Here is a 26,043-nt window from a genome sequence, read left to right as displayed (position 1 = left end):
GTGTTTTGTCCGGTGGCGACTGTATAGTTGAAGGTGAGCGTGGAAGTTCCCGAACCTGAGGCGAACGTCGCAACACCGCCATCGTTGAGAGCCAATTGCGGCGTACCCGTCACAGTGACCGGAGCGGTAAACGTAATTGTGATGGGAACAACGTTCCCCGTATGGAAGGTCGAGTTGGCGGTCACGCTGGCAGCCGTCGATACGGCGATCACAGGCGGCGCGAGTGACACGGCAACGCTAAACGTCTGGTCGAGCATGTTTCCGGCCACGTCGGTCGCGCGCAAATCAACCGCCTGAGCACCGACCTGCCCGGCAGTTGGGGTCCAAGTGACGACGCCCGTCGATGGATCGACGGTCATCCCCGCGGGCCCCGAGACCACGCTATAGACGATGCCGTTCTGCACGATATCCGTCGCCTGGACAGTGTAGCCATACGCCACTCCGACTTGTGCCGCCGTTACCGGTACCGACGAGAAACTCGGCCCGGCCGCGTCGATCGTCACGCTGGCCGCGGTCGACAGCGCGCTGGTGGGAGTGAAGTTTCCGCTCGAATTGCCGACGGTCCACTGTTGCGATGCCAGGATTTGTTCGGCAGTGATGTGATGCTGGCCATCGGTCAACACGTGCGTGCCATCGGTGGTGACAACCACCGTGGCGGTCGCCGTGGCGACGCCGGTGTACGTCGCACTGCCGATTTGCTGACTACCATCGAATAGAAGAATGGTGGCTCCGGGGCTCATCAAACCGGTGACGTCGAACGTGAGCGTATGATTCGCGGAATTATTCCGTGAGGTGATTCCGTCGCTCGAGCTGGATCCCGTGTCGGAGCCGGCCTCCAAAGTGACGCTCGTCGGCGCGTCCGGGTTGATGAACAGCGGGACCTCTTGAGTGTTCGGCTCGTTGTTCTGCGGCGACGAAGCGGCAGAACTCGACACGCCAAAGAACATCGGTGTCACGCCCACTAGACCGTTTGATGGCGTTACCGTCACGACACCGGTGGTCGAGTTGACGCTCTCGTTCAGATTAGCGTTGACCGGTTGCGGGGGAGTAATTGGAGTGCCCAGAGCCGCGAGCGCGGTCTGGTCGTAATAGGTGATCGGATCGCCTTCGAGATCGAATGCCGGGAGTTGGAAGCTAGTCGGCGTGTTGACCGATGTGGTAGGCGGCGTCGCCAACCCCTGGAGAAACGGTGCGGTCGGACTGGTCTTGAGGAACGGACCCGGATCGTTCGGGTCGGCTTGGACCGTGACATTGAACGTCTTCGAATCGGTGCCGCCCTGGCCATCGCTCACGCTGACCGTGACGGTTCCCGTCCCGGTCGTCCCGATCGGCGCGGAGATTTGTAGCGCCAGATCGTTCGTATCGTTGGTGATGCTGGCCGAGGTGATCGTCACCGGATTGGTTGGCGCACTCGACGAATTGACCGGTATGGATGCGATTTTATCGAGAAGATCATTGGGGTCGGAGACGAGGCGGCCGAAGATGGCGTATTGGTAATCGAGAAATGCCTGTGGTCCTCCCTGAGTGATGAAAAACTCGGAGCTGCCGGTGTCGTCGGCAGTCTGCCGCGCCAAGCCAACTACGCCGGCACTGCTGTAGCGCAGAACGGAATTGAACTCGTCGTCGATCGTTGGCACGCTGACCTTCGGCGAATTCCCCTGTCCGGCCTGGATCACGAAATTCTGCACGATGCGATAGAAGCTGGTGTTTGTATACACTCCTTGATTGACGAGTCCGATGATCTTCGCCACGGTGTTCGGGGCCAGGTTCTGGAAGAGTTCGATCGTCATCGCACCGCTGAACGATGAGTCGCCTGCCGCGCCGCTGCTAGTATGCACGATGTTCAGCACCAGATCGGGATTGCCGGTCGGGATCGAAGCCGAGATGGATCCATTGCTGGAGGAGACGGAATACGAAACCGTGGCGCCATTGTTGGTATCGACGGCGTTGAGCGGGATTTGCAGCGGCGCTCCGGCCATGAGAGTCTGGGCTGGCAGCGCGCCCAGCGTCAGGCCGCCGGTCAGCAGATGCCGTGCTTCGAGCGTTTCGACGCGCGGGCGGCGCGACTGCCGAACCAGCGTGATTTCTTTACGGGACGACGATCGTTTCGATTTGCCGAAGAACCGGCGGCGAAGTGGATTCAGCATAGGAGTAGGATCGCAACGAGATTTGGAAGCTGCCCAGAAACAAAAAGACCGGGCATGATTGGATACGCACCAAAAGGCAGCGAAGTCCACACGCGCCCGGCTCTATTTCGATCATGCTCAAGTTTTTCGTTTTCCGCAAGGCTTGCGCAATCCCCCAGTTCGCCGGAGCATGGCCGATCGCGACGGTTTTGCGGGTTGCCGCGATCGCGCCGTTTCGCCGCGAACCTTGTCGGCCCGCCCGGCGTCGTTCACAATGAACTGCCCGCCCGGCGCTCCCCAGGGGTTTGGACCGACGCTGGCAGCGTCGGCCACGGTCGGGTGGCGCTGGCCAGCAACGTCGGCCAGTGCCGCGTGGAGCCCCGCGTCGCCTGAATCCGGTCAAAAAAAGCTGTAAATGCCGGCGGCCGAATGCGGGGAGGAGGAAGCGAAGTGGCGCCAGCTCACGCTCCGGCACTGGCCGACTGCGCTGGCCAGTGCCACCGCGTCCGACACTGTGGCCGTTCGTCGCTCATGCTCGCAAACCATCGCGCCGTCAACCAAGTGGAATCTTCATGCCAAGCTGCGTTTTAGCCTATTCGGGTGGATTGGACACGTCGGTCATTCTCGGCTGGCTCAAGGACGAGGGGTACGCCGTGCATGCCGTGTACGTCGATCTCGGCCAGCCCTGCGAGGATCGCGAGGCGATTCTGGCGAAGGCCCGGCAGTGCGGGGCGGCTTCGGCGCGGATCGTCGATGCCCAGGAGGAATTGTGCCGCGATTTTGCCTTTCCCGTCTTGCAGTGGCAGGCGAAGTACGAAGGCTCGTATCTGCTAGGGACTTCGATTGCCCGGCCGCTCATCTCGAAGGTCTGCCTGCAAGTCGCCCGCGAAGTGAAGGCCGACGCCTATGCCCACGGGGCGACCGGCAAGGGAAACGATCAGTGCCGCTTTCAGCTTGCCGCTGAGGCGCTCGATCCGAATGTGCGCGTGATCGCTCCCTGGCGGATCGAACAGTTCCGCATGAAGTTCCCCGGCCGCCGCGAGATGATCGCCTATTGCGAGGAGAAGCGGATTCCGGTCAAGGCTTCCGTCGCGAAGCCCTATAGCTCGGACGAAAACTGCCTGCACATCAGTTACGAGGCGGGGCGGCTCGAAGACTTGGGAGTGAACGGCGTCGAGCTGGTCGATTTCGGCATGACCGTTTCGCCGCAGCAGGCCGCCGACAAAATCGAGAGCATCGCCATTGGCTTCGAATCGGGAGTGCCTGCGACGCTCGACGGCGGGCCGCGCTCGGCGGCCGAAATGGTAAAGGAACTCAACAAGATCGGCGGCCGCAATGGCATCGGCCGGATCGACATGGTCGAAAATCGCTTCGTCGGAATGAAAAGCCGTGGCGTTTACGAAGCGCCCGGCATGACGATTCTTTACGCCGCCCACGCGCTACTTGAACAGCTCACGCTCGACCGCGATCTGTTGCACCTCCGCGACCGGCTCGCTCCCGAGGTCGCGGAACTGGTCTACTACGGCTTCTGGTACACGGCGAAGATGGACGCCTTGATGGCGTTCATCCGGGAAGCCCAACGGCCCGTGACTGGCGAGGTGCGGCTCAATCTATATAAGGGCAATATCGCCGTGGCCTCGCGCGAAAGCCCGAATAGTCTCTATGACGAGGGAATCGCGAGCATGGAGGGTGGCGGGTCGTATAATCAGACCGACGCCGAAGGCTTCCTGCGAATCCAGTCGCTGCCGCTCCGCGTGCAAGCCCGCCTAACGCCGCGGAAGTACTGAAAGACGAATGCCTAATGTCGAATGACGAATGTCGAATGAATGACGAAGCTCGAATGACGAAACGCAAGGCGGGGAGGCGGGGCGGGTGCCATGCTCACGCTCGCGCCAGTGCAGTTTGAAATCAGTTTGGGCTCGGCGCGAGCGTGGGCATGAGGCTGGTCGCTGCATCACGCGACATGCCCACACGAGTGACGGCGAATTTCGGTTCGATTACGTCGATCGTCGCTCGCGTGGGCATGGCACCCCGCTACATTCGAGCTTAGTCATTCGTCATTCTTTAGACATTCGTCATTAGACCTTCGTCATTCCCCCGCCCATGTACCTCCTCGAAAACCCCGTGCTTCAGCGCGAGTTGTTGATCAACTTGCGGACGGTGCGGGCGTTCGTGCTTCTGGCGGGCTACAACATTCTGCTCGGGGCGGTCGTGTTTCTAGCTTGGCCGCCGCAGCAGCATCTCGATCTCACCCGGCGACCGGACGAAGCCAAGGGATTGGTGCAGCTTTTCTTCTTGGGGCAATACGTGCTGGCCTCGCTCATGGCCCCGAGCTTCGCGGCCGGGACGATTACGGGGGAAAAAGAGCGGAGGACGTATGAGATGCTGCTGGCCAGCCCGCTGCGGCCGGGGGCGATCGTGTTCGGCAAGCTGCTGGCGTCACTCGCCCCGCTGGCGATCTTGATTTTCTCGTCGCTGCCGATCGTGATGCTTTGCCTGCCGCTCGGGGGCGTGTCGCTTTACGAGGTGTTGGCGGCGTACCTCGCGCTAATGCTTTCGGTGGCCGCGTTCGGCATGATCAGCGTGGCGTGCAGCAGCTATTTCCAGCGGACGGCGGCGGCCCTGATCGTCTCGTATTTGCTGATCCTGCCGATGGCTTTGGCGGCTGTGCTGTCGTGGAATGCGCTGGCTGGCTCCGGCGAACTGCGGCTGTACATGACCGTGACCGTGCTGCCGGTCTTGTGCGGCACGATTTGTTGTGCGCTGTTTATCAGAACTGCCCGGCGCCTGCTGCATCCGCCCGACGTCGGCAGCGAGGGGAGGGAAGTGATCGACCTGACGCACGAGAACGAAAAGGCCGTCGGGATGGTGATTCAGTTCGACCAATTCCCCGATCGGTTGTTGGCCCCCGCTAAGCGGACCACGCTGCTCCGCGACGGGGCCAATCCGGTCTTTGACAAAGAGCTGCGCAGCGAAATCTTCAGCCAAGGCACGCTCATGCTGCGGCTGGTGGTGCAAGTGAGCATGTTCCTGGCGCTGCCCCTGATGGCGTTCTGCTTGTATTGGAAAGTGGATTTGGCCCCCTGGTATATCGCTTATGTGCTGCTGTTCAACGTGCTCGTCGGGCCGGTCTTCTCCGCCGGCAGCGTCACCAGCGAGCGCGAGCGGCAGACGCTCGATCTCTTGCTCACGACGATTATCAGCCCGTTTCAGATCCTGTGGGGCAAGCTGATCGCCGGGCTGCGGGTGTCGTCGGTGCTCACGTCGTTTCTCGTCTGGCCGGTGCTCCTGGCCTGGGCAATGGGTTCGTTTGGCTGGGACAACGTCCTGGCCGTGCCGGCGTTCCTGGCCGTGATTCTGCTGACCTGCTTCACGACCGCCACGGTGGCCCTGTTCTGCTCCGTGCTGTTTCGCAAGACCTCCACGAGCATGATGACGAGCTACCTGATCATCGGCGCGCTCTTCTGCCTGCCGCTGGCGTTGCGATATTTCGCGAGGTCTTATTTCCCTTTGTCCCCCTCCACGCCGTGGATCGACAGCTCGGCCTTGACCAGCCCGATCGCCGCCATCTTCAGCATCCCGCTCAAGTTTCAATCGCCGGGCTTCGCCAACCGCGCCGACTCGTGGAACCTGTTCTTCTCTTACGCCGCCTTCACTTCAGCGCTCGACCTGATCCTGCTGGGCGCGATCATCTGGCTCTTCAACACCCGCTGGCGCGTCGCGGAGTGACGCGGCGTTCGGCCTCGGCCTCACCGTAAAGCTTCATGCCGAGCGCGGAGCATCCGCCAAGAAATGAGCCGCGCCCGCGACTCGCTTTTATTTGAATCACGTCCCCTATTCCGATCCTCGGGGTCGGTCATTTCGACGCAACCTCGATTTTCAGTTTACTGAAGGCTGGTTCCAAAAAGCGCTTTTCACTACGATTGAAGATCTCGATTTGGGATCTGAGCACAACCTGGGTCTTCGGCTCCAGAGACTCGGCAACGTCTCCGCTGACCCCAGCCCCTATTGGCACTTCCACTGTGGTTACTCCCCAGCCTCCTCCAAATTTGCCTGATTTGCTGGCGGGACGATCTAAATCCGGAGTGACTGTGACTGAATCTGAGTTCACCTTCAGGACTATCCCCTTCCACTTGACGGTGCTGGAGATCGGTAAATCGTCGGCCTCCAAGCGTTTCGATAGCTGAAGCTCGTTGTTTCTCGACAGTCGAAGAAGAACCGCGTTCTCTTTGCTGAGGCTCTCAGTCAGCTTTTTGTAGGACGAGAAGTCCGGCTTGAAGGTCGGCTCGGCGGCCGAGAGGCGAAAACTCGCCGCGCACGTGAGAAAGACGAAGCCGCAGACGCAGATTGCAATGAGTTTTGGCATGTGGTCCGTGGGGTTGGTGGTCAGTCGATTCTAGCACGGTGGCGGGCGGCGTGCTATTTTCCCACCGTGTGGCGACGCATTGCCCGACGCAGCACTCCATCCTCCTACTCGTCAAAGAACTCGTTGTGGGACGTCTCTAGCTTGTTGAACTCCAGCCGGTCGGGGAAAACCTCGCCACCGTATTGGTGTGAATGCCGTTCGAGATAATCCTTAACACTCGCCGATTTGAAACGGTAGTCTCGGAACGACACGAACTCATCATACCGCTCTTTGACATGCCCGTCACGGTCGAGGCACAGCACATCAAATGTTTTTAGGTGTTGCGACTCCACATTCGCTGCACGGAACAGGTGCCTTACGTAGGCATCATTTGTCGGCAAGGAGTAGCCGATCACTCGAATATGATTGGCTTCCGCCAATAACTTGAACGCCAACTTCCATGCCTTCGACAGTTCGTTACCACCAAGCGTCTTGTTCCATGTAGGCGGAACAATGTCGTGCGTGTCAATGCTGCCGTGCAACTTTGCGAGATACGCACCGTTTATTTGTGCGCCCTGGTTGTCTTCCAACGAACGAACGAACCGCCGATCCCATCTAATAAAGTCTGCATACGACTCCAAAACCAGATCGTAGTTAAGACTGACAACTGAATACTCGGTCTGCCGAACAGCCCGTTGCTCCTCCGGCATGTTCCGGTAGTGAGAAGTCGCACTCGGCTCTTGCAGCCAGCAGGAATGACCGAGCAGGGTCGCAACAAAGACCCCGTAAACTGCTCCGGGGTCTGTTCCAAACAGCTTGCGACGCCACACTCCATCAGAGGGCGCAATCTTCGGTGTGTGGTGGCTAATCACATCCTCGATGTATTTTGCAAAACTCCGCTCGCCCGTGCGGTGTCCAAGATGGTACTGCATTTCGAGGACTGAAAGGATGTCCTCAATATTAAAAAGATCGGTCGTGAAATAGTTCTTGATCCTCGACAGTTCACCGATTGTATCGAAGACAGGCAAGAAGTATGCGAATGCAGAACGATTGCCGAAATACTGGTCTTTTGACTTCACAAGGAAGTTTGACATTACCGGCAATCCAAGCGGAGCGGAGAAGCCGGCACCGAGAAAGTAGACAACCTTTTCCATCGCAATCCTCACCAGCGTTTTGTGCCCGTCATTGTTTGAGGAAAAGGGACGCGGCTCAAATCAAAAACCAGTCGCCCTTGTCCCTCCGGGGCGCGGCTTTCGGTGTTGGCGCCAAGCCGCGCTACGGCGTGGTAGCCGGAAAACGCGCGCCATCAAGTCATCGCAATATCGATGCGGGCCGAGTAACCGAGTTGCCGCAGCGCCTGCTCGCAGTCGTCCCAGGTCAAGCCGAAGGCGCGCACGTCCGCGACGCCGAGGCGGGCAACCACCGGACGCAGCACGTCCACGTCGTGCTCGTCAAACTCCCCCTCCATCATCGAATTCTCGGACCAGCCCACCAACTGCTCGAGAGTGATGACATGTTGAAGATACGCGGCGATTTTTTCAGCGGCAGTCTTCTTCGTGATCTGCATCGCGACATCCCTACACTTTCATTCCTCGTCATCCCACCCCATCTCGCGCAATCGCCATAATATTGAGTTATATCATCGCGCGCCTTGGAATGGAAACTCCGACGCGTAAAGAGGGGTCGCATGTAAAAAGAGTTGTCGTGGGTGCAATCCGTGGCTTCTCGTTGAAACCGCTTCAAGCGATACTCGCCGCGCGTTGCTCTCCAAAGCGAGCAGAGTTAGGCTGACTCCTGGCTCCGGTGAGAGTTGGCTTTTTGATGTCCGAGCGAGTCGTCATGTGGAGCTTCAACGCTGACATGATACTTTGGGTGCCGTGCCCACGCGGGGCACCCGTGCCAACGGGTCGGCGTGGGCATTGACTGTGTTGGCACATGGCCACTCAGGGCAGTGGCCATGGCACCCGTCAAATCAGATTTGAAGCTCCAATAATATCGCGCCATTACGTGTGATTCCTGATGCCGTCCGAGCGAATCCATTTTGTGACGGGCCGATTGGCGGAGCATTCGCTGCGGGCGGTGCTTGCTGAGTTGGGACCAATCGCCGGGTTTCAGTATTCGATCGACGTGCTGAACATCACGGTGGCGGCCTTGATGACGCCGGAGTGGATTGCGCGGCGGATTCAGGTTCCGGCGGGGACGACGCGGGTGTTGTTGCCCGGTTATTGCGATGGGGATTTGACGCCGGTCGAAGCGGCGGCGGGAGTGCCGGTCGAGCGCGGGCCGCGCGATTTGCGACGGCTGCCGGAGTTTTTTGGCCGAGAGCCGCCCGCGGCCGATTATGGCCGGCACGATATTCAGATTCTCGCGGAGATCAATCATGCCCCGCGGCTCGCGCTGGCGGAGATCCTCGCTGAGGGGAAGCAGCTTTCCGCCGATGGGGCCGATCTGATCGATATCGGCTGCGATCCGGGAGAGACGTGGAACGGAGTGGGTGAAGTGGTCCGAGCGCTGCGCGAGGTGGGGTTGCGGGTGTCGATCGACAGCATGAATCCGCGCGAGATCGCGCCGGCCGTGCGGGCGGGCGCGGAATTGGTGCTTTCGGTCAATGCATCGAACCGCGAGGCGGCGCGCGATTGGGGCTGCGAAGTAGTCGTCGTGCCTGACTTACCTTTGGCGGAAAAGGGGACAGTCCCCTTTTGCTCCGCGACCATCGAGGCGATGGTGCCCGCCGCAAAAGGGGACAGTCCCCGGCCGTCTTGGGATTGGCACTTGGACGAAACGGTGGCGATGCTCGCGGAGGCCGGCGTGCCATTGCGGATCGATCCGGTGCTCGAGCCGATCGGCTTCGGATTTGCCGCGAGTTTGGAGCGATATTTCGAAGTGCGGCGGCGGTATCCGGACGCCGAAATGCTGATGGGGATCGGTAATCTGACGGAGTTGACCGACGTCGATTCGGCCGGCGTGAACGCGCTGCTATTGGCGATTTGCGAGGAGCTGGGGATTCGCAGCGTGCTCACGACGCAAGTGATCCATTGGGCCCGCAGCTCGGTGCGGGAATGCGATTTGGCCCGGCGGCTGGTTTATTATGCGATCCGCCATAGAATGTTGGCGAAACATCTGGAGCCGAAGCTGGTGATGCTCCGTGGCGGCAAGCCGCTGCGTTATGGGCCTGAAGAACTGGAGCGTCTGGCCGCGGAGATCAAGGATAACAACTACCGTGTCTTCGCCGAGGACGGGGCGGTACATCTGATCAGCGCCGGGTTGCACCTGGCCGACGCCGATCCGTTTGCGGTCTTCGAGCAGCTTTTGGCCCGCGAGCCGCGAAACCTCGACTTGAGCCACGCCTTTTATTTGGGCTATGAGATGGCCAAAGCGGCGACCGCGTTGACGTTGGGAAAGGACTATCGCCAGGACGAGGCGCTCGATTGGGGATTTTTAACGCGCGAGGAAACGAGCCATCGACGGACAAAGAAGTGAGTACGGAGCGCGGCCACCACGCGAAAGATTTTTTATGAGGAAGCCAGGAAAGCAGGAGCTAGTGGAGATCCAAAACTGTTTTGACATTTCGGGTGCCATGCCCACGGCTCGGCGTGGGCATGAGCCGCGACGAGGCATGGCCACTCAGGGCAGTGGCCATGGCACCCGTCAATTCAGCATTGAAGCGCCGCTAGAAGCAATTGCAGACGAATCGCTGGCCGTCGTCGGCGAGCAGGGCGCGTCGGCCGAATTCTGTGGCGTTGTGGAAGAGCTGCGCCCCGCGCCCGACGCGGAGCAAGTGTTCCTGCGATTCGCGGCGCTCCCCCACTGCCTGTATTTGGACAGCGCGCGGCGCGATCCGCAGCTCGGGCGATTCTCGTTCGTGACGGCCGATCCGTTCGATTTCGTCGAGATCGCTTCACCAACGGATGGCGATGTGCAAGACGCCTTTGCTGTCGTCGAACAGCGGCTTGCTGGATTATTCGCGCCGACCATTCCCGACCTCCCGCCGTTTCAAGGAGGCGCGGCAGGACTTTTCTCTTACGATCTTTCGAGACAGATCGAGCGTTTGCCGCCCCCGCGGATCGACGAGTTCAAAACGCCGGTGATGGCGATCGGGCTGTATGACACGGTCGTGGCGTTCGACCATGCGACGGAACGGGCGTGGATCATTTCGCAGGGGCTGCCCGAGTTGGATCCGGCCCGTCGGCGCCGCCGAGCCCACGAGCGACTGGAGCAGTTTCGCCGATGGTTGGACGCGAATGATTCGACGCCAAGGTCGCGCATATCGGCTCGACCGCTTCCACCTTCAGACTTTGAGCCTATCCGAAAACGGCATGCGGAGAGGGGGACAGTCCCCTTTTGTTCCGAAGACTCCACAAAAGGGGACAGTCCCCGGCCGTTTTCGGTTAGGCTCTTAGCGCCGCAGTTTGAGACCGAGCAAGATCACGTTGCGGCGAACCCTACCGGATTGCTGACGAGCAACTTCGCCGCCGAGCAGTATCTTGATGCGGTCCGCCGGGCGATCGAGTACATCCATGCCGGCGATGTCTTTCAGGTGAACCTGTCGCAGCGGCTCTTGCATCCGGCGACAGACGATCCCGTGGCGCTCTATCTGCGATTGCGGCGGCGCAATCCGGCGACGTTCGCCGCGTATTTCGACCTGGGGGAGTTCCAAATCGCCAGCGCCTCGCCGGAGCGGTTCTTGCAAGTCGTCGAGGGACAAGTCGAAGCGCGGCCGATCAAGGGAACGCGCCGCCGCATCGCGCGGCCCGAGGCCGATCTGTTCGCCGGCGATGAGCTGCGCGAGAGTGAAAAGGACAACGCGGAAAACGTGATGATCGTCGATCTATTGCGCAACGATCTGTCGCGCGTCTGTCGGCCCGAGAGCGTCGTGGTCAGCGATTTGTGCCGACTGGAGACCTACGAGTTCGTACAACATCTCGTTTCTGTCGTCCGCGGGCAATTGCGAGAAGGCGCGACGGCGCTCGACCTTCTGCGAGCGGCGTTTCCAGGCGGCTCGGTCACCGGCGCTCCGAAGGTCCGCGCGATGGAGATCATCGCCGAACTTGAGCCGACCGCCCGCGGGCCGTATTGCGGGGCGCTCGGCTACATCGGCTTCGACGGCTCGATGGACACGAACATTCTGATCCGCACGATCACGGCGGGCCGCGGCTGGTGGCAAATGCCCGTCGGCGGCGGGATCGTCGCCCAGAGCGATCCCCAGCGCGAGTACGAAGAGACGTGGCACAAGGCGGAAGGAATGCTGAGGGCGCTGGAATAGGGGCTGGGGACTGGGGGCTGGGGACTGGGGACTGGGAAACGCCAGCGGCAACCGAGCATTTTGCGACCTCTCGAACTACCGTAAACTATACTGACGTCTCCATCGCACGCCCCGCAGGGGCAAGTGCCTTCGCGAGCCCCCAATCCCCAGCCCCCTCTCCGATGCTTCTCCTCATCGACAACTACGACAGTTTTGTCTTCAACTTGGCTCGCTATTTCGAGCGGCTGGGGCAAGAGACGGTCGTGCGGCGGAACGATGCCATCGATGTCGCGGCAGTTCGCGCGATGCAACCGGATGCGATCGTACTTTCGCCTGGGCCTTGCACGCCGCAGGAGGCCGGCTGTTCGCTTGCGATCGTTCGAGAGTTGCACGAGGAGATTCCGATTCTCGGCGTTTGTCTCGGGCATCAAGCGATCGCCGCGGCTCTCGGCGGGCGGGTCGTCCCGGCGCGCGAGCCGATGCATGGCCGGACCTCCCGCGTGTTGCACGATCGCAATGGGGTTTTTACCGGCCTTCCGAGCCCATTCTCGGCGTGTCGCTACCATTCTTTGGTCGTGGAAGAATCCTCGCTACCGGACGATCTCGAAATCACGGCCCGAACGGCCGATGGCGTTGTCATGGCGCTCATGCACCGGCGGCTCCCCGTGATCGGCGTGCAGTTTCATCCCGAATCCGTCCTTACGGAACACGGCTATTCACTGTTGGCTAACTTCCTCCGACTGGCGCGGCTCCCCGTTTTACCACCAATTCCGTTGCTAACCGATGAGCGAGCGTTTCAGCGGGAAGCCTCCCACGTTCCAGATGTTCCCGTGACATTTTGACGGCGCCGCGCTCCGCTGTCGGTTCGCGGCAAAACATTCGTCCTTCGCACTTCGTACTTCGTACTTCACATTGTGATTCTCGAAGGAATCGTCACGACGCTCAACGCCGATCGCAGTGTAAACATCTCGCCGATGGGACCGCTCGTCGATGCGCAGATGGAGCGGCTGGTGCTGCGCCCTTACCAGACGTCGACGACGTATGCTAATCTGAAGCGCGCAGGGCAAGGGGTCTTTCACGTCACGGATGACGTGCTGCTCTTGGCTCAAGCCGCCGTCGGCCAGCCGGAGCCGCTGCCGGCGCTCCTCGCGGCCGTAGCTGTGGACGGGATGATTCTGGCCGAGGCCTGTCGGTGGTATGCGTTTCAAGTCCAGTCGATCGACGATAGCCAGCCGCGGAGCCAGATCGTTGCGGACGTGGTCGACCGAGGCCGGCTGCGGGATTTTTTCGGGTTCAATCGGGCGAAGCATGCGGTCGTCGAAGCGGCGATCCTGGCCACCCGCATCGGCATAATTCCGCGCGAAGAAATCGAATCCGAATTCGCACGGCTGGCCGTTTTGGTGCAAAAGACTGGGGGCGAGCAGGAACGTCGGGCGTTCGAGATCTTGCGCGGGTATGTCGAGAGATCGTTCCGAGACTGACCGCTTATGAACCCCTCACAAAACCGCTTGGGAGAAGGGGACCGTCCCCAGTTTTGCTCCGCCGACGATCGCGGCGATGGTGCCCGCGCAAACTGGGGACAGTCCCCGGCGGTTTTCTGAGGGATTCTATGTCGCAAGCCGTTGTCCGCGTGACGGCACCCAGCCGCCTGCATTTCGGCATGTTTTCGTTCGGCCAAGCCGGCGTGCGCCAGTTCGGCGGCGTCGGGGCGATGATCGCCGAGCCAGGGATTCGCTTGCAGATCACGGCCGCCGATCGCGTTGACGCGACCGGACCGCTCGCCCGTCGCGGCGCGGAATTCGCGCGGACTGCGATGGCGGCACTGCGGCTCCCGCCGACGATTGGCTGCCGGATCGAAATCGAGTCGGCGCCACGCGAACATATCGGCTTGGGAACCGGAACTCAGCTTGGGCTCGCGATTGCGGCGGGCATCAACGCGCTGTTTTCGCTCGCTCCCATTCTGCCGGAGGAGCTGGCCCGTATCGCCGGGCGGTGTCAACGATCGTCGATCGGCACGCATGGGTTCGCCGTCGGAGGATTGTTGGTCGAGGCGGGCAGATATGCGGAGAAAGAAACCGCGACGATCGCGGCGGACGGCACACGGATTGTGCCTGCTACATTTGGGCAGATCTCGCCGCTTGTGGCTCGCGTGGAATTGCCGGCCGTGTGGCGATTCTTGCTGCTCGTGCCGAAGACGGCTACTGGGCTGTTTGGCGAGCAGGAACGGCGCGCGTTCGCGCGTATCCCGCCGGTTCCGATTGCCGTCACCGAAGCGCTTTCGCGCGAAGCGCTGCTGAACCTCGTGCCGGCGGCGATTGAAGGGGAATTCACGGAGTTCAGTCGGAGCTTGGGTCGCTATGGCCAGTTGGCGGGATCCTGTTTCGCATCGCTACAGCACGGGGCGTTTCTCGATCACCGCACGGCCGAATTGGCCGACTTAATCCGTCGACTTGGCTTGGAAGGGGTCGGTCAAAGTTCCTGGGGTCCAACGCTGTTTGCCGCAGTTCCCGACGAAGCAGCCGGCCACGATCTGCGAGCACGATTGGCCGCGGCAACCGATCTCCGCGACTTCGATTGCGTCGTCGCGCGGCCAGACAACTCGGGAGCGCAGATTGACATCGAGCGATTCGACTAACCAATGCCGCCTTAGCTCGTGCGGCAACCGATTTGCAAAACGCTCTGTCGTCGGGTAACGTCAAGCCTGACCTACTTGAAATCGAATGACCAAAGATTACCGAACTCCGCGGCGCATTCACCAGGTTCTCACGACGCATGTCTGAAGCAACGGACCGTGTGGATCGCTTCGGCGATCGTCTGATGACCACCTTTTGGCGCAAGCCGGCCGCGACGCTGGCGGAGCGCACGCGCCGCCGCGTGACGCTGCACTTGGTTCCCTATTTGTTTTTTCTGTATATTCTCGCCTACGTTGATCGTATGAACATTGCCGTCGCCGGCTTGGCGATGACGGACAGTCCGGCGCACGGCGGGCTCGGGTTCAATGAGGAGATCGTTGGGATCGGCGCGGGAATCTTCTTCTGGGGCTACTGGATTTTGGAGATTCCCAGCACGCTGTGGGTGGAGCGGCGCGGCGCTCGGTGGGTGTTCGTCCGCATTTTGATCCTATGGGGATTGGTAGCCGCCGTGATGGGCTCTATCGGAACGCCGATAGCTGCCTCGCTCTTCGGCTGGTTGCCTCATTTGAGCGAAGACGTAGGCCTCTTCTCGGGTGCAACGGCGTTCATCAATCGGCTATCCCATGACGCAGTCGCCCAATTCTATTTTCTGAGATTCATGCTCGGTTTTTTCGAAGGAGGCTTTTTTCCATCGGTGATCGTATATCTGTCTCACTGGTTTCGGCAGGAGGATCGAGCCAAGGCATTAGCCAGCTTCGCCTTGGCGATGCCGTTGTCCAGCGTAATTGGGTACACTTTTTCGGCGTTCTTCCTAAATGGGCTCGAGGGCTGGCGCTGGATTTTTGTGGTGGAGGGGATCCTACCCATTCTCGCCGGCTTCACGACCATTTTTCTCTTACCAGACCGCCCGGCAAATGCGAAATGGTTGCCGCACGAAGAACGGGACTGGTTGGTGGGGGAACTCAGTCGCGAGCACCAACAAAAAGTAGCGACGAGACACGTCGGTTGGCAGAGCCACGTGTTCATGATCGTGCTGCTTACCGCGGTCTATTTCTGCACAAACGTAACGGCCTACGGTCTTTCAACGTTCATGCCAAAGATCATGAAATCGCAGCTTCCTGCACTCCCGTTTACGCTGCGCTCATGGCTTGGACTGGCCGGCAAGATGAATCCCGCGACGTTGGAAACCCGCATGAAGATTATGGGGGCGCTAGTCGCCACATTGCCATACTACGTATCGATCGTGGCCGTATTGATTAATGGTTGGCACTCCGATCGGAGTCGCGAGCGGGCATGGCATGCCGCAATTCCAATGGCAATCGCGAGTCTGGGAGTGCTTCTTGCGTCGGTCTTGCTCGGACATCCATTGTTGGCCATGCCGGCGTTTATCTTCATCGTCGGCAGTTGTGTTTACACCCATATTCCAGCGTTTTGGCCGATTCCGACGATGCTACTTGGCGCCAGTGCGGCCGCCTCGGCGATCGGTTTCATCAATATGGTCGGGAACATCGGCGGCATGTGGGGGCCCACAGTCGTCGGAAAGGCCGCCGACACAAGCATCGCGGATGCGCTCCTAAGAATTGCTCCGTGGTCGATTGGCGGGGCGACGATTTTGATCGCGATGGACGTCTTTCGTCGCTGGCGGATGCGCCGCAGAGCACAGCCGTAGGGTGCGTCAAGTCCGCGCAGACGCACCTCAGCAAATGTCGAAACCACCACGGTGCGTCCGCGCGGAGGACCGCTTGACGCACCCTACGCAAAGTGATCGCGCGTCAAAGTAGTCCGTACACCGACAGCGTTCGCCGCAGCTTGGCTTCGCCGACGGAATCGAGCGGAGTCATCGGCAGACGCAACTCGCCGGTATCGCGCCCGAGGATCTTCATCGCGGCCTTGATCGGAATCGGGTTGGTCGAGAGGCCGAGCATGTCGCGGCAGAGCGGAAAGAGCTTGGCGTGCCACCTCCGCGCTTCGGAGATGTTGCCAGCGTCAAATGCTCTTAACAACGCGAGCACGTCGCGCGGAACGATGTTGCCGGCCACCGAAACCACTCCGCGGCCGCCGACGGCCAGCATCGGCAAGGTCATGCTGTCATCGCCGCTGAGCACGGTGAGATTCGTGAGCGCGATGATCTGCGACACTTGGTCCATCGAACCGGCAGCTTCCTTGACCATCGTGATATTCGGAATCTCTGCCATCCGGGCGAGCGTTTCCGGCTCGATGTTCTTGCCGGTCCGGCCGGGGATGTTGTAAACGCAGATCGGGATGTTCACCGACTCGGCCAAGGCCTTGAAATGCAGGTAGAAGCCTTCTTGAGTCGGTTTGTTGTAATAGGGGGCAACGACCAGCGCGGCGTCCGCCCCCTTGCGGGCCGCCCATTGCGTGAGCCGCAACGCTTCCTTGGTGCTGTTCGAACCGGTGCCTGGCATGACCTTGATTCGCCCGGCGGCAATCTCGACCGCCGCGGCGATCACCCGCTCATGCTCTTCGTGCGAGAGCGTCGGCGATTCGCCGGTGGTTCCCACTGGCACGATGCATTGCGTGCCGGCCTCGATCTGAAAATCGATCTGGGCCCGCAAGGCCTCGAGATCGAGTTCGCTGCCGCGAAAGGGCGTCGTGATGGCGACCGAAAGGCCGGCAAAGGCTTCACCTTTTGTCATACAAGCTCGGGGCTAGGGGCTGGAGAAGTACAAAGTACGAAGTGCAAAGTATGAACTACGAATGTTTAGCCGCGACCCGTAAGGGGAGCGTCGCGCCAATTCACCGGCTGTTATGAGAGCATCATAGGAAACCGCGTCCCGGTCTGCAATTCAATCGCACGGGTTGGCCGGATCGCTGGCCGTGGTTCACGAGATGAGCTGTTTCATCTCGCGAACGGCCTGTTGGAAGCCGACCATGACGGCCCTGGCGACGATGCTGTGGCCGATATTTAACTCCGACATCCCTTCGAGTTGCGCCACCGGCTGCACATTGCGGTAGGTCAGGCCATGCCCGGCGTGGAGCGTCATTCGTTCGCGGCGGGCGAGCGCCCCCGCCTGAGCCAATGTGACCAATTCGGCCGCTTGTTCCACACGCGCCGCTCCGGCATAGCGTCCCGTGTGCAGTTCGACCGCGTCGGCGCCTAAATCCCGAGCTGTCTCGATCTGCCGCGGATCAGGATCGAGAAACAGGCTGACGACGATGCCGGCATCGCGCAGCCGCCGCACCGCCTCAGCCACTCCGGAGCGATTTCCGGTCGCATCGAGTCCACCTTCCGTGGTCACTTCCTCGCGCCGCTCGGGCACAAGCGTCGCCTGGTCCGGCCTGACGCGGCAGGCAATCTCGACGATCCCCGGATTGACCGAAAGCTCGAGGTTCAACTTGACGGTGACGGTGTTCCTGAGCACTTCCAAATCGCGGTCCTGAATGTGACGGCGGTCCTCACGGAGATGGACAGTGATGCCGTCGGCGCCGCCCAATTCGGCCAACGCGGCTGCCCAAACGGGGTCCGGTTCGTTCGTGCGCCGCGCTTGCCGCAACGTGGCGACATGATCGATATTCACGCCCAAATGAGCCATCGCCCGCCTTTGAAAACGTCACCGCGGCAATGCCCACGCGAGAGCCGGCACCGATGGACGGAGAAACCCTTCCAGCAAAGCCGGCTGCAGGGCCAGATTGAGATGCACGCGACTGCCGACCGCCTGATGGCGCTCGACTAAATCGAATCGTCGCTCCGATTCAGCCGCGCAACTGGCAAGCGCGCCCACCGACTCGATCTGCCAATTCTCGTTCAGATAGCCGCGCACGCGTTGCCCCCGGCTACCGAGCCACAAGTCGCTTGCGAGCGTCAATTCAACCGGCAGCGGAGCCGCCCGCTGCGATGCGACACTGGCCACGGCCGGCAAGATGCCCGCCATTGGCACGCGCTCGCCGCTGGGGAGTGCCAATTGCTGGCACAAGTACGCCATTCCGCCCCCTTCTGCGTAAATCCGCTTGCCGGCGCAAACATGGTCCCGCAGCGCCATTGCAAGACAATGATTCTCTGCCAGATCGCGGGCGTGCAAATCCGGCCGGCCGCAACCGATGTACACGAGGTCGGCATCTTGCGGAAGCGCTTCGTCGCGGAGCGGAGAAAAATCACGGATCACGACCCCGCGCTGTTCGAGCGCTTCGAGCGTGTCGGGAAAATAGCCGAAGAAGGCGTCGTCGTAGGCGACCGCGACGGTCAAATTCGCCGGCTCGTTCCAGGCCACCAATTCCTCTGGGGGCATCGTATGGCAAGATCGTGACGCCGCCGCGTTCGCGCAACATCTCGGCTCGGCCCCCGGCCATTCATTCTGAGCGGCAAGGTCAAGCAATTGCCACGGGCGAACGTGTCGCAGCAATCGATCGCCAAGCTTCTCGCACAATCCGCGCGGCGGTTGGCGACCAGAGCCGAGTTGACCAATCGCCGCTCTTAAACAGGGAACCTCGTCCAACCCGCCTAAAACCGGAATTCCCCAAAGCGATTCAAGGATCGTCTGCCAGCGATAGAAATCGCAAGAGCAGACGACTCGATCAATGAGCAGCGCATCGACGGCAGGCCGCTCGGCGGGCACCTGGCAACCTGAGAGGCTCGGCATGTCGACAATGCCCAATCGCGGCAAGGCCAGCCATCGAGACAGCGTCGACAGCCGGCTCCCCATTTCGCCACGCGAATCGTCGGCGAACGTCCCTTCGACGATCGACAGGTCGCAAACCCGCGCCGTGCGCAAAAAGCGTTCGCGGCATGCCTCGGCCGTCATCAACCAGCTATCGAGATGTCGCGGCGATGTGCCAGTGATCGTGGTAGCGGCTTCAAGCTCCTGCAAGCAGGCGCGGGAGAGAAAGCTCTGCACGCGGAGGCCGATGCGGTCAAATACGTCGAGCAATGCCCAGAAAATCGCTCGGCAATCGAGATCAGGCTGGATCGACCCTACCGCGAGGCGAGGCAAGGGTGACATGCGGGGTGCTGCCTGTAAGGAGTCGGATCGTTGGATTTGGCCGGCATTCGAGGCGTCGCCCGAATCGGGCCGCACCACCACGGTCATTGTTAGACGGCTCGAAACGAGAGTCAAGCGCCGGGGGGGTCGGATTCGCGTTGGTTAATCGCGCCCAGCAAATCCACGGATGGCTGCCGCAACCGCGTTACAACGTCCACCCTTTGCGATACTCGGTGCGCAAGTACCGCTCGGCTTCCGGGGAGTTCGTGGCCTTTAACGCATCGGGGTCCCATTCGATCCGCTTTCCGGTCCGGTAGGCGACGTTTCCCAGCAGCACCGCCTCCGTGAGCGGGCCGGCATAGCCGAAATTGCAGGTGGTGGGCGTTCCCGTCTTGCAGGCCAAAATCCATTCCGCGTGATGGCCGATTGAGCGAGGAATGGACCGCTCGGGCGGCTTGTAGTCCTTGAAATCTTCTTTGGGATACAAGTCATACCTGTCGTAATCGGCCCAGAGCATTCCCTTGTCGCCGACGAATAGATTTCCACCGCCGCCAGTTGGATGGCCGTGAATCTCCGGGGGAATGCTCGTGCCATCGTACCAAGTCAGCTTGACCACTGGGCGTGGCCCGTCGGCGGCGTATTCATAACGGACAACGAGCCCCAGCGGGCACGTCTCGGGATGGACCGGCGGGCCAATCGCTTCAACCGCTGCCGGATGCCGAATTCCGAGCGCCCAGAACGGCAAATCCATATGGTGGCAGGCCATGTCGGCAATGTTGCCGCCGCCAAAATCCCACCATTTCCGCCAATTCTGCGGCAGATAAGTCGGATGATAGGGCCGCGCTGGGGCCGGGCCCAGCCAAAGGTCCCAATGAATGCTGGGCGGGATCGGCGGAGTCTCTTTCGGACGATCACCCCCGCCCCAGGCGCGGCCCGCCCATGTGTGGACCTCGCTCACTTTGCCAACCGCACCCGACTGGATGATTTCCACGACGCGACGGTAGTTTTCGCCGGCGTGGATCTGGGTGCCCATTTGCGTGGCGACTTTCATCTTGGCGGCCAGTTCCGCGATGGCCCGGGCCTCGGCGATGGTGTGCGTCAGCGGTTTCTCGCAGTAGACGTGCTTTCCGAGGTGCAGCGCCGCCGCGGTCGCCGGGGCGTGGACATGATCGGGCACCGCAACGACGACCGCGTCAATATCGTGCTGATCGAGCAGCTTGCGGAAATCGTTGTAGGTGCTGGCCTGCGGGAAATCCTGCTTCGCTTTGGCCAGATAGTCGTCGTCGATATCGCACACCGCGACGATGTTCTCCTGCTTGACGTTGTCGATGCTGAAGCGAGCCTGATTGGCGGTGCCGATCACGCCGATATTCAACTTCTCGTTCGGCGAGGCCGATGCGGCCAGCCGGCTGCTCGACCAGACCCCCAACCCGATCGCCGCCCCGCCAATTGCCGAGCGGCTGAGAAACTCGCGACGTGCAATGCGATTGGACATGAACGCCTTTCCTATTCCGAGTCATCCGGTGGACGGTTGGGCCTGCCCGCGGACTGAATTGCTTGAACGACCACCAGTCCGACCAAATCGACAATCCAGAGAACGAAAAAACCGAGGCCAATCCGGCTGAGCGCGGCTGCTCCGACGGCATCCTGCATCCCGTCCAACAGCCGCCCCACGGCAAACAACACACACAATAGGATTGGAAGCCCCAAGGCGCCAACGAGAAGCCCGACAATGAGTCGCTGAAGCAGCACGAATATCTCGCTTGGTTTGCCTAGGTTTTGCATTTTGCGGATAATGACGCTGAGTGTCAATGGTGAGGCCAGCCGACGACCGCCGGCAGCGGAATTGCAATAAACCTGGGGCAAAAATCGGAAGAATAGGCGAGCCGAAACGCTACGAATTCAGCCGAACGCGCGTGTTCGCCGTCTGCTGCTGATTTGCAACTCACCCGCCGGCCGGTCAAAATGAAGTCTCTCCAGAGACTGGCGCTCTTCTGCGGAACAGGAGATTTTTGATGTACCGGAAACGTGGTTTGCCGCGCGCGCGGCCCTTTGGCGGCTGCCTTATTCTGGCGGCCGCGGTTCTGTGGGGCGCGAAAGCCCAAGCGGAGAAGGTCACCCTCCTCGATGGGCGAGTCCTCGAGGGCCGGTTCGCGGAGATCGCGAACATCGCCATCAGTCCGTTTGCTAATAGTGCCGCGGCAGCCGACGTCAAGCACATTCTGATGTGCGACGACGACCTGACCCGCACCTTCGTCCCAAAGCGGTTGGTAGACCCGAAACTAGTCGATGCCTCGGCGCCGCCGCGATTCGAACACTTTGACATCGCGCAAGATCTGGCGTCCGCCGGCGCGCCAGTCGCCGCGCTCGGCGCGATCGTTCAAGTGGGACCATGGGACAAATGGGGCCGGCGAATCTTTATCATGGCGATCCAAGGGCAGCAGCGACCCGTGATCCAAGGAATCACCGAGATCACTCCGACATGGTGCAAGGTCGAATCGATCAGGCAAAACGGCGTGACTTATCTCTGGGACATGCGGATTGCAACGAGTTCGATCCCGCGCGACGTGCTCAATGCGATCCTGATGAAGCAGATCGACCCAAAGAACCCGGACCATCGGCTAAAGCTGGTGCGGTTCTACATGCAAGCCGAGCGATTCCAGGACGCCGAAGCCGAACTGCAACAGGTCATCCGGGATTTCAAGGACTTCCCCGATTTGCCGGCGCTCGACCTTCAGGCCACGGCCCTGCGCGAGTTGAGCGCGAAGCGACGGCTTAGCGAAATTGAGACTCGGGGCAAGGCGGGCCAGCATCAGCTCGCCAAATGGATGCTCCAAATGTTTCCCACGGACAACGTCAGCGGCGTCGTGCTGCAAGCGGCCCGCGACAAGATCGAGAAATACACGAAGATCCAGCAGCTCGGCGTAGAGATCATCAATCAGTTCGACGAGCAGGTCAGCAAGGTCAAAGATCACGATGTCAAGAAGCAGCTCAAGCCGATCCGCGATGAAATCCAGCTTGAGCTAAACATTGCCACGCTCGATCGAATGGCCCCGTTCAAACGGTTGGCGGACGATCCCGATATGACGCCCGAGCAAAAGGTGGCGCTGGCGATCAGCGGCTGGCTCGTCGGGCCGAACGACGCGATCGAGAACCTGCAAACGGCACTCTCGCTTCTGGAAACGCGGAAAATCATTCGCGACTATCTCACCGAGCCGCAAAAATTCAAGCGCGAACAATTGCTCGAACCCATGGACTCGCAGCAAGCGGCCTCGCCGAAGTATGTGTCCGAGCTGCTTTCTCACATGAAGCCCCCCATCGACACGCCGGAGCAGGAATCGCCCGGCTTCTACAAGCTCGAAATCAAGGTCGGGCTTCCAAACGAGCCCGACGCGACGTATTTCGTCCAATTACCGCCGGAGTACGATCCGTATATCAAGTATCCGACCGTCGTCACGCTGCATGCCGAGGGCTCGACTCCAGAACTGCAAATCGATTGGTGGGCAGGGATCTCGCCCGAGGCGGAGAATAAAGCGGCCCATCTCGGCAATCCCGATGAGCCCGAAAGCAAGGACGCCGCTAAAGATAAGCCAGGCAAGGATGGCGCCAAGCCGGGCCGGACCGCGCCAGAAAAGCCCAAGGTCGATGCGGGCGGCGGCGTCGGCCTTTCGAGGATGCGCCGCGGGCAAGCAACACGGCAAGGCTACATCGTCATCGCCCCCGCCTCGACCAAGCCGCATCAGATGCAATATGAGTATTCAGCCCGCGAGCATGCCATCGCGCTGGGGGCGCTGCGCGACGCTTGCAAGCGATTCTCGATCGACACCGACCGCGTCTATCTCTCAGGTCATTCGATGGGAGGCGATGCCGCCTGGGATATCGCCCTCGCCCATCCCGATCTCTGGGCCGGCGTGATCCCGATCACCGCTACTATGGGCAAATACGTCGAACGGTATTGGCAGAATGCCGCGAAATTGCCGATGTATTTCGTCAGCGGCGAGTTGGACGGAGGCAAGACCGTCACGAACGCCCCGCAGTTTGACAAGTATTACATGCAGCCCGGTTGGGACATGACGCTAGTGGAATATCAGGGTCGGGGGCACGAGCACTTCTCCGATGAAATCCTCCGAATCTTCGATTGGATGGGGCGGAAAAAGCGCGACTTCTTCCCCAAGGAATTTCATGCCGTGACCATGCGCACGTGGGACAATTTCTTCTGGTGCGTCGAGCTGAGCGATATGCCGGCCGGACAGATGGTCGATCCAGCCACCTGGCCGCCGCCGCGCAATACGCTGCCAATGAATCTGACGGTGAGACAAGTCGCCGCGCCGGCCAACGGTGTGAACGTCGAGATGCACTCCGCCAAGCTGACCGTCTGGCTCTCGCCGGAGTACGTCAACTTTACCCTGCCAATCGAAGTAAAGATCAACGGCACTCGCGTCGCCACGGCCAAGGGCATGATCAAGCCGAGCATCCCTCTGATGCTTGAAGACGTGCGCACCCGCGGCGATCGGCAGCACCCGTTTTGGGCGAAAGTCGAGCAGTGAATGAGGCCTACTTCGTCGTCGTCTCCGCCGGCTTCTGGCCGGTGACGGCCGCTGGGGCCGATTGAGCGGCCGAGGGTGACTTCGCCGGAGCGTCCTTGGCCGGCGGCTCTTTAGCGTCCGCGGTCTCTTTGACCGCCGTCGTGTCTTTCTTGGCGGCGGCTGCTTCGGCGGGCTTGGCAGCCGCGGCGTCGATTCGCGGGCTGGCGTCGTCGGCGGTCGGTTCGGAGATTTTCGACTTGTCGAGCATGAAGCCGGTGATGAACCAGCCGTTCGGTTCGCTCGTCACATACGTGCCGGCCGGGCCGAAGTAGTGGCTGATCGTGTCGAATTCCGGAAGCTTTCCGCCGTCGATCCGCTGCTTGCGAACGACGCCCTCCTTGCCGTCACCGAGTAGGGCGTTCAATAGCTGGCCGAGCACCGATTCGGATTTCGGCATCTGTCCCGTGCGGATCAACTCGTAGGTTGGGCGGTATTCTTCGTCGGTGCGCGAGAACAGCCGGAAGCTCATGTCGCTGCCTCCGCCCAAGGTCTTGATCTGGTTGGCCACCAGCCGATAGTCGGCACACGAGGCCAGCCCGTCCGACTTGCCGGCTTGGTGCAGGATCGTCTCGAGGAAACCGAGATTCGAGGCCACGAACAAATGCCCGAAGGCCACGGTGACCGCCGCGTTTTGCATCAGCGGATGGTCCTTCGCCTTCTTGTCGGCGGCGGCGACGTCCTCGCGGTCGGCGTGATTGACTGCGCCGGAGTCTTCAATCTTCAAGTCCGGTACGGCGCACTCTTCATCGACGATCTCCCAGATTACGTGCCCTTCGAATTCGCGACGGGCGGCGTCTCCCTTCATCGTCTTGGCGACCGTTTCGGCGACCATCGCCTCGTTCGCGGTTTCGACCGCCACCAAGAGCCGCTCGCTCTTCGGTCCGATCGGCAATTGATAATCCGTGACGACGCTCACCCGCGTGCCGAGATTGCCGATCAAGTCTTTTTCGATATCGACCTGCGGGCCTTGCGGATCGTTCTTGAGGCTGTCGATCACGTCGTGGAAGACACCCTTCTCGGCGGCGATTTCATCGACTAGCGGCCCGACGGCGGCGAAGGCCGTCTTGATGTCCAGATTGAAGGTGTTGTACGTCGCCACGTGCCGTGGGACCCACGATTGCGGCTCGAGATCGCCGCTAGTTGGGAACTTCAAAAGCCGCGCGGCCAGCTCGTATTTGTCCACGCTATTCTCATGCCCCGGCAGCGGAGGAGCGTAGACCATCGTGCGATGAACGAGATCGCAGCCGTCGGCCGAGAAGTTCAGATAGCCTCCGATGCCTTGGATCACCGTGAAGCCTTGATTCTTGAGAGCCGTCAGCAGGTCGATCCCTTTGCGTCGCGGGCCGGTCGCGCTCTCGCGGACCATCGTGGCGTAGCCGAATGGTTCAATGAACCAGCGGACCTGCGTTGAAACGCCGCCGGCCGATTTGTCGCAGCGCTCCACGATCTCGTGAAACGGCTTGAAGTGGGCCAGGCTGTCGGTGCGGTCGGTCGCCATCGCGGCGGCGATCCGCTGGAGCGTTTCCAGGTCGTCGGAGGCGGCCAGCAAATCGTCCTTGAGGAAATAAGCAGCTTGACGTCCCGCCCGCTTCCCCTCTTCCGCGGGCAGATTGTAGATGATCATCCTGTCGCGAGAGTCGCGCGGCAGCGCGGTCGCGCCGCGCCGCACGAGGTTCGTGCCGATCTTTTCCAATAGGGCCGTGGCTTGATCCTTGTGCCCGGCGACGTCGATCATCATCACGATCGCCCGCCGCCCCGGTTGCGGCCGGACCACGGCGATGCTGACCTCGCCGCCCGGCACGCCTTCCAGTTCTTGCCAACTGAGTCCCATCTCTTCGAGCTGGCGAACCCCCTTTTGCTGCAACTGGTGACGAAAATCCTCGACGAATGGTTGCATCGCCGAGTCGTGTACCAGTTGGCCCCATTGCGTGCGATTGAAGCTCTCGCGGAGCATGCCGATGTCGGCCACGGAAATGAATGCCTTGGCCGTATCGGGCAATAGAGTTTCGCTCTTCGGCACCGCGCCGAGGAGCGTGGTGCAGCCAAGACTCAGCAAAGTGCAAAGGGCCGAGAGCGATGTCCGAGACGGTCGACAGATCACAGGAAGCTCCTTGAGGCGATCGGGTCGGCGGCCAGAGGGAATTGTTGGGGACCGCGGGTGTATTTGTTACTAT

The 26,043-nt window shown here is 60.8% G+C and carries 19 protein-coding genes; 9 read left to right on the top strand and 10 right to left on the bottom strand.

From position 1 onward, the window contains the following. Positions 1 to 2,147: peptidylprolyl isomerase (locus tag VGY55_24775; protein HEV2973204.1), on the bottom strand; the 2,147-nt coding region annotated here is incomplete at its 3' end. A gap of 551 nt (positions 2,148 to 2,698) precedes the next feature. Between VGY55_24775 and VGY55_24770 the strand changes: the two genes are divergently transcribed. Together VGY55_24770 and VGY55_24765 are read left to right on the top strand one after the other, a co-directional pair. Beyond that, positions 2,699 to 3,913 carry an argininosuccinate synthase gene (locus VGY55_24770; GenBank protein ID HEV2973203.1) on the top strand — a complete coding sequence of 405 codons (1,215 nt, stop codon included), beginning with the start codon at positions 2,699 to 2,701 and terminating at the stop codon, positions 3,911 to 3,913. A gap of 316 nt (positions 3,914 to 4,229) precedes the next feature. Further along, positions 4,230 to 5,855, top strand: a complete 1,626-nt coding sequence (locus tag VGY55_24765) for an ABC transporter permease subunit (protein ID HEV2973202.1) — start codon at positions 4,230 to 4,232, stop codon at positions 5,853 to 5,855. Between the two features lie 127 nt (positions 5,856 to 5,982). On the opposite strand, the gene VGY55_24760 is transcribed toward VGY55_24765, so the two are convergent. The 3 genes from VGY55_24760 to VGY55_24750 all read right to left on the bottom strand — a co-directional run bounded on the left by VGY55_24760 (position 5,983) and on the right by VGY55_24750 (position 8,038). Beyond that, the gene (locus VGY55_24760; GenBank protein HEV2973201.1) at positions 5,983 to 6,492 is read right to left on the bottom strand and encodes a hypothetical protein; all 510 of its coding nucleotides are present in this window, start codon (positions 6,490 to 6,492) and stop codon (positions 5,983 to 5,985) included. A gap of 104 nt (positions 6,493 to 6,596) precedes the next feature. After that, entirely contained in the window at positions 6,597 to 7,625 is a 1,029-nt protein-coding gene (locus tag VGY55_24755; GenBank protein HEV2973200.1) for a hypothetical protein, read from the bottom strand. A gap of 152 nt (positions 7,626 to 7,777) precedes the next feature. Further along, positions 7,778 to 8,038 (bottom strand): hypothetical protein, encoded by a 261-nt coding sequence (locus tag VGY55_24750; protein HEV2973199.1) that lies wholly within the window; start codon positions 8,036 to 8,038, stop codon positions 7,778 to 7,780. Between the two features lie 452 nt (positions 8,039 to 8,490). Between VGY55_24750 and VGY55_24745 the strand changes: the two genes are divergently transcribed. The 6 genes from VGY55_24745 to VGY55_24720 all read left to right on the top strand — a co-directional run bounded on the left by VGY55_24745 (position 8,491) and on the right by VGY55_24720 (position 16,015). After that, on the top strand, positions 8,491 to 9,951 hold the full coding sequence (locus tag VGY55_24745) for a DUF6513 domain-containing protein (protein HEV2973198.1): 1,461 nt from the start codon (positions 8,491 to 8,493) through the stop codon (positions 9,949 to 9,951). A 136-nt stretch (positions 9,952 to 10,087) separates the two neighbouring features. Further along, positions 10,088 to 11,734, top strand: a complete 1,647-nt coding sequence (pabB, locus tag VGY55_24740; GenBank protein HEV2973197.1) for an aminodeoxychorismate synthase component I — start codon at positions 10,088 to 10,090, stop codon at positions 11,732 to 11,734. A 161-nt stretch (positions 11,735 to 11,895) separates the two neighbouring features. Then, positions 11,896 to 12,555: an aminodeoxychorismate/anthranilate synthase component II gene (locus VGY55_24735; protein ID HEV2973196.1), complete on the top strand. Its 660-nt coding sequence runs from the start codon at positions 11,896 to 11,898 to the stop codon at positions 12,553 to 12,555. Between the two features lie 72 nt (positions 12,556 to 12,627). Beyond that, on the top strand, positions 12,628 to 13,194 hold the full coding sequence (locus VGY55_24730) for a DUF447 domain-containing protein (GenBank protein ID HEV2973195.1): 567 nt from the start codon (positions 12,628 to 12,630) through the stop codon (positions 13,192 to 13,194). Positions 13,195 to 13,322: 128 nt separating this feature from the next. After that, positions 13,323 to 14,348 carry a beta-ribofuranosylaminobenzene 5'-phosphate synthase family protein gene (locus tag VGY55_24725; GenBank protein ID HEV2973194.1) on the top strand — a complete coding sequence of 342 codons (1,026 nt, stop codon included), beginning with the start codon at positions 13,323 to 13,325 and terminating at the stop codon, positions 14,346 to 14,348. Between the two features lie 137 nt (positions 14,349 to 14,485). Then, positions 14,486 to 16,015 carry an MFS transporter gene (locus VGY55_24720; protein HEV2973193.1) on the top strand — a complete coding sequence of 510 codons (1,530 nt, stop codon included), beginning with the start codon at positions 14,486 to 14,488 and terminating at the stop codon, positions 16,013 to 16,015. 103 nt (positions 16,016 to 16,118) lie between these two features. Here VGY55_24720 and dapA read toward each other — a convergent pair whose 3' ends face one another. The 5 genes from dapA to VGY55_24695 all read right to left on the bottom strand — a co-directional run bounded on the left by dapA (position 16,119) and on the right by VGY55_24695 (position 21,035). Further along, positions 16,119 to 17,003, bottom strand: coding sequence for a 4-hydroxy-tetrahydrodipicolinate synthase (gene dapA / locus VGY55_24715; GenBank protein ID HEV2973192.1), 885 nt, complete (start codon positions 17,001 to 17,003; stop codon positions 16,119 to 16,121). 186 nt (positions 17,004 to 17,189) lie between these two features. Further along, entirely contained in the window at positions 17,190 to 17,900 is a 711-nt protein-coding gene (locus VGY55_24710) for a pyridoxine 5'-phosphate synthase (protein HEV2973191.1), read from the bottom strand. Positions 17,901 to 17,918: 18 nt separating this feature from the next. Beyond that, positions 17,919 to 19,304, bottom strand: coding sequence for a hypothetical protein (locus VGY55_24705; GenBank protein ID HEV2973190.1), 1,386 nt, complete (start codon positions 19,302 to 19,304; stop codon positions 17,919 to 17,921). A 184-nt stretch (positions 19,305 to 19,488) separates the two neighbouring features. After that, positions 19,489 to 20,778, bottom strand: coding sequence for a Gfo/Idh/MocA family oxidoreductase (locus VGY55_24700; protein ID HEV2973189.1), 1,290 nt, complete (start codon positions 20,776 to 20,778; stop codon positions 19,489 to 19,491). A gap of 11 nt (positions 20,779 to 20,789) precedes the next feature. Further along, positions 20,790 to 21,035, bottom strand: coding sequence for a hypothetical protein (locus VGY55_24695; protein ID HEV2973188.1), 246 nt, complete (start codon positions 21,033 to 21,035; stop codon positions 20,790 to 20,792). Positions 21,036 to 21,298: 263 nt separating this feature from the next. Here VGY55_24695 and VGY55_24690 point away from each other — a divergent pair, with 263 nt between their 5' ends. Further along, on the top strand, positions 21,299 to 23,830 hold the full coding sequence (locus tag VGY55_24690; GenBank protein ID HEV2973187.1) for a tetratricopeptide repeat protein: 2,532 nt from the start codon (positions 21,299 to 21,301) through the stop codon (positions 23,828 to 23,830). A 7-nt stretch (positions 23,831 to 23,837) separates the two neighbouring features. Here VGY55_24690 and VGY55_24685 read toward each other — a convergent pair whose 3' ends face one another. Continuing rightward, a complete protein-coding gene (locus tag VGY55_24685; GenBank protein HEV2973186.1) occupies positions 23,838 to 25,970 on the bottom strand; it encodes a hypothetical protein in 2,133 nt (710 codons plus the stop codon). Positions 25,971 to 26,043 lie beyond the last annotated feature (73 nt).

This window comes from Pirellulales bacterium (assembly GCA_035939775.1).
GTDB lineage: Bacteria > Planctomycetota > Planctomycetia > Pirellulales > DATAWG01 > DASZFO01.
Note: the sequence above shows the minus strand (reverse complement) of the source record. Positions and strands in the feature narration are given on the sequence as shown.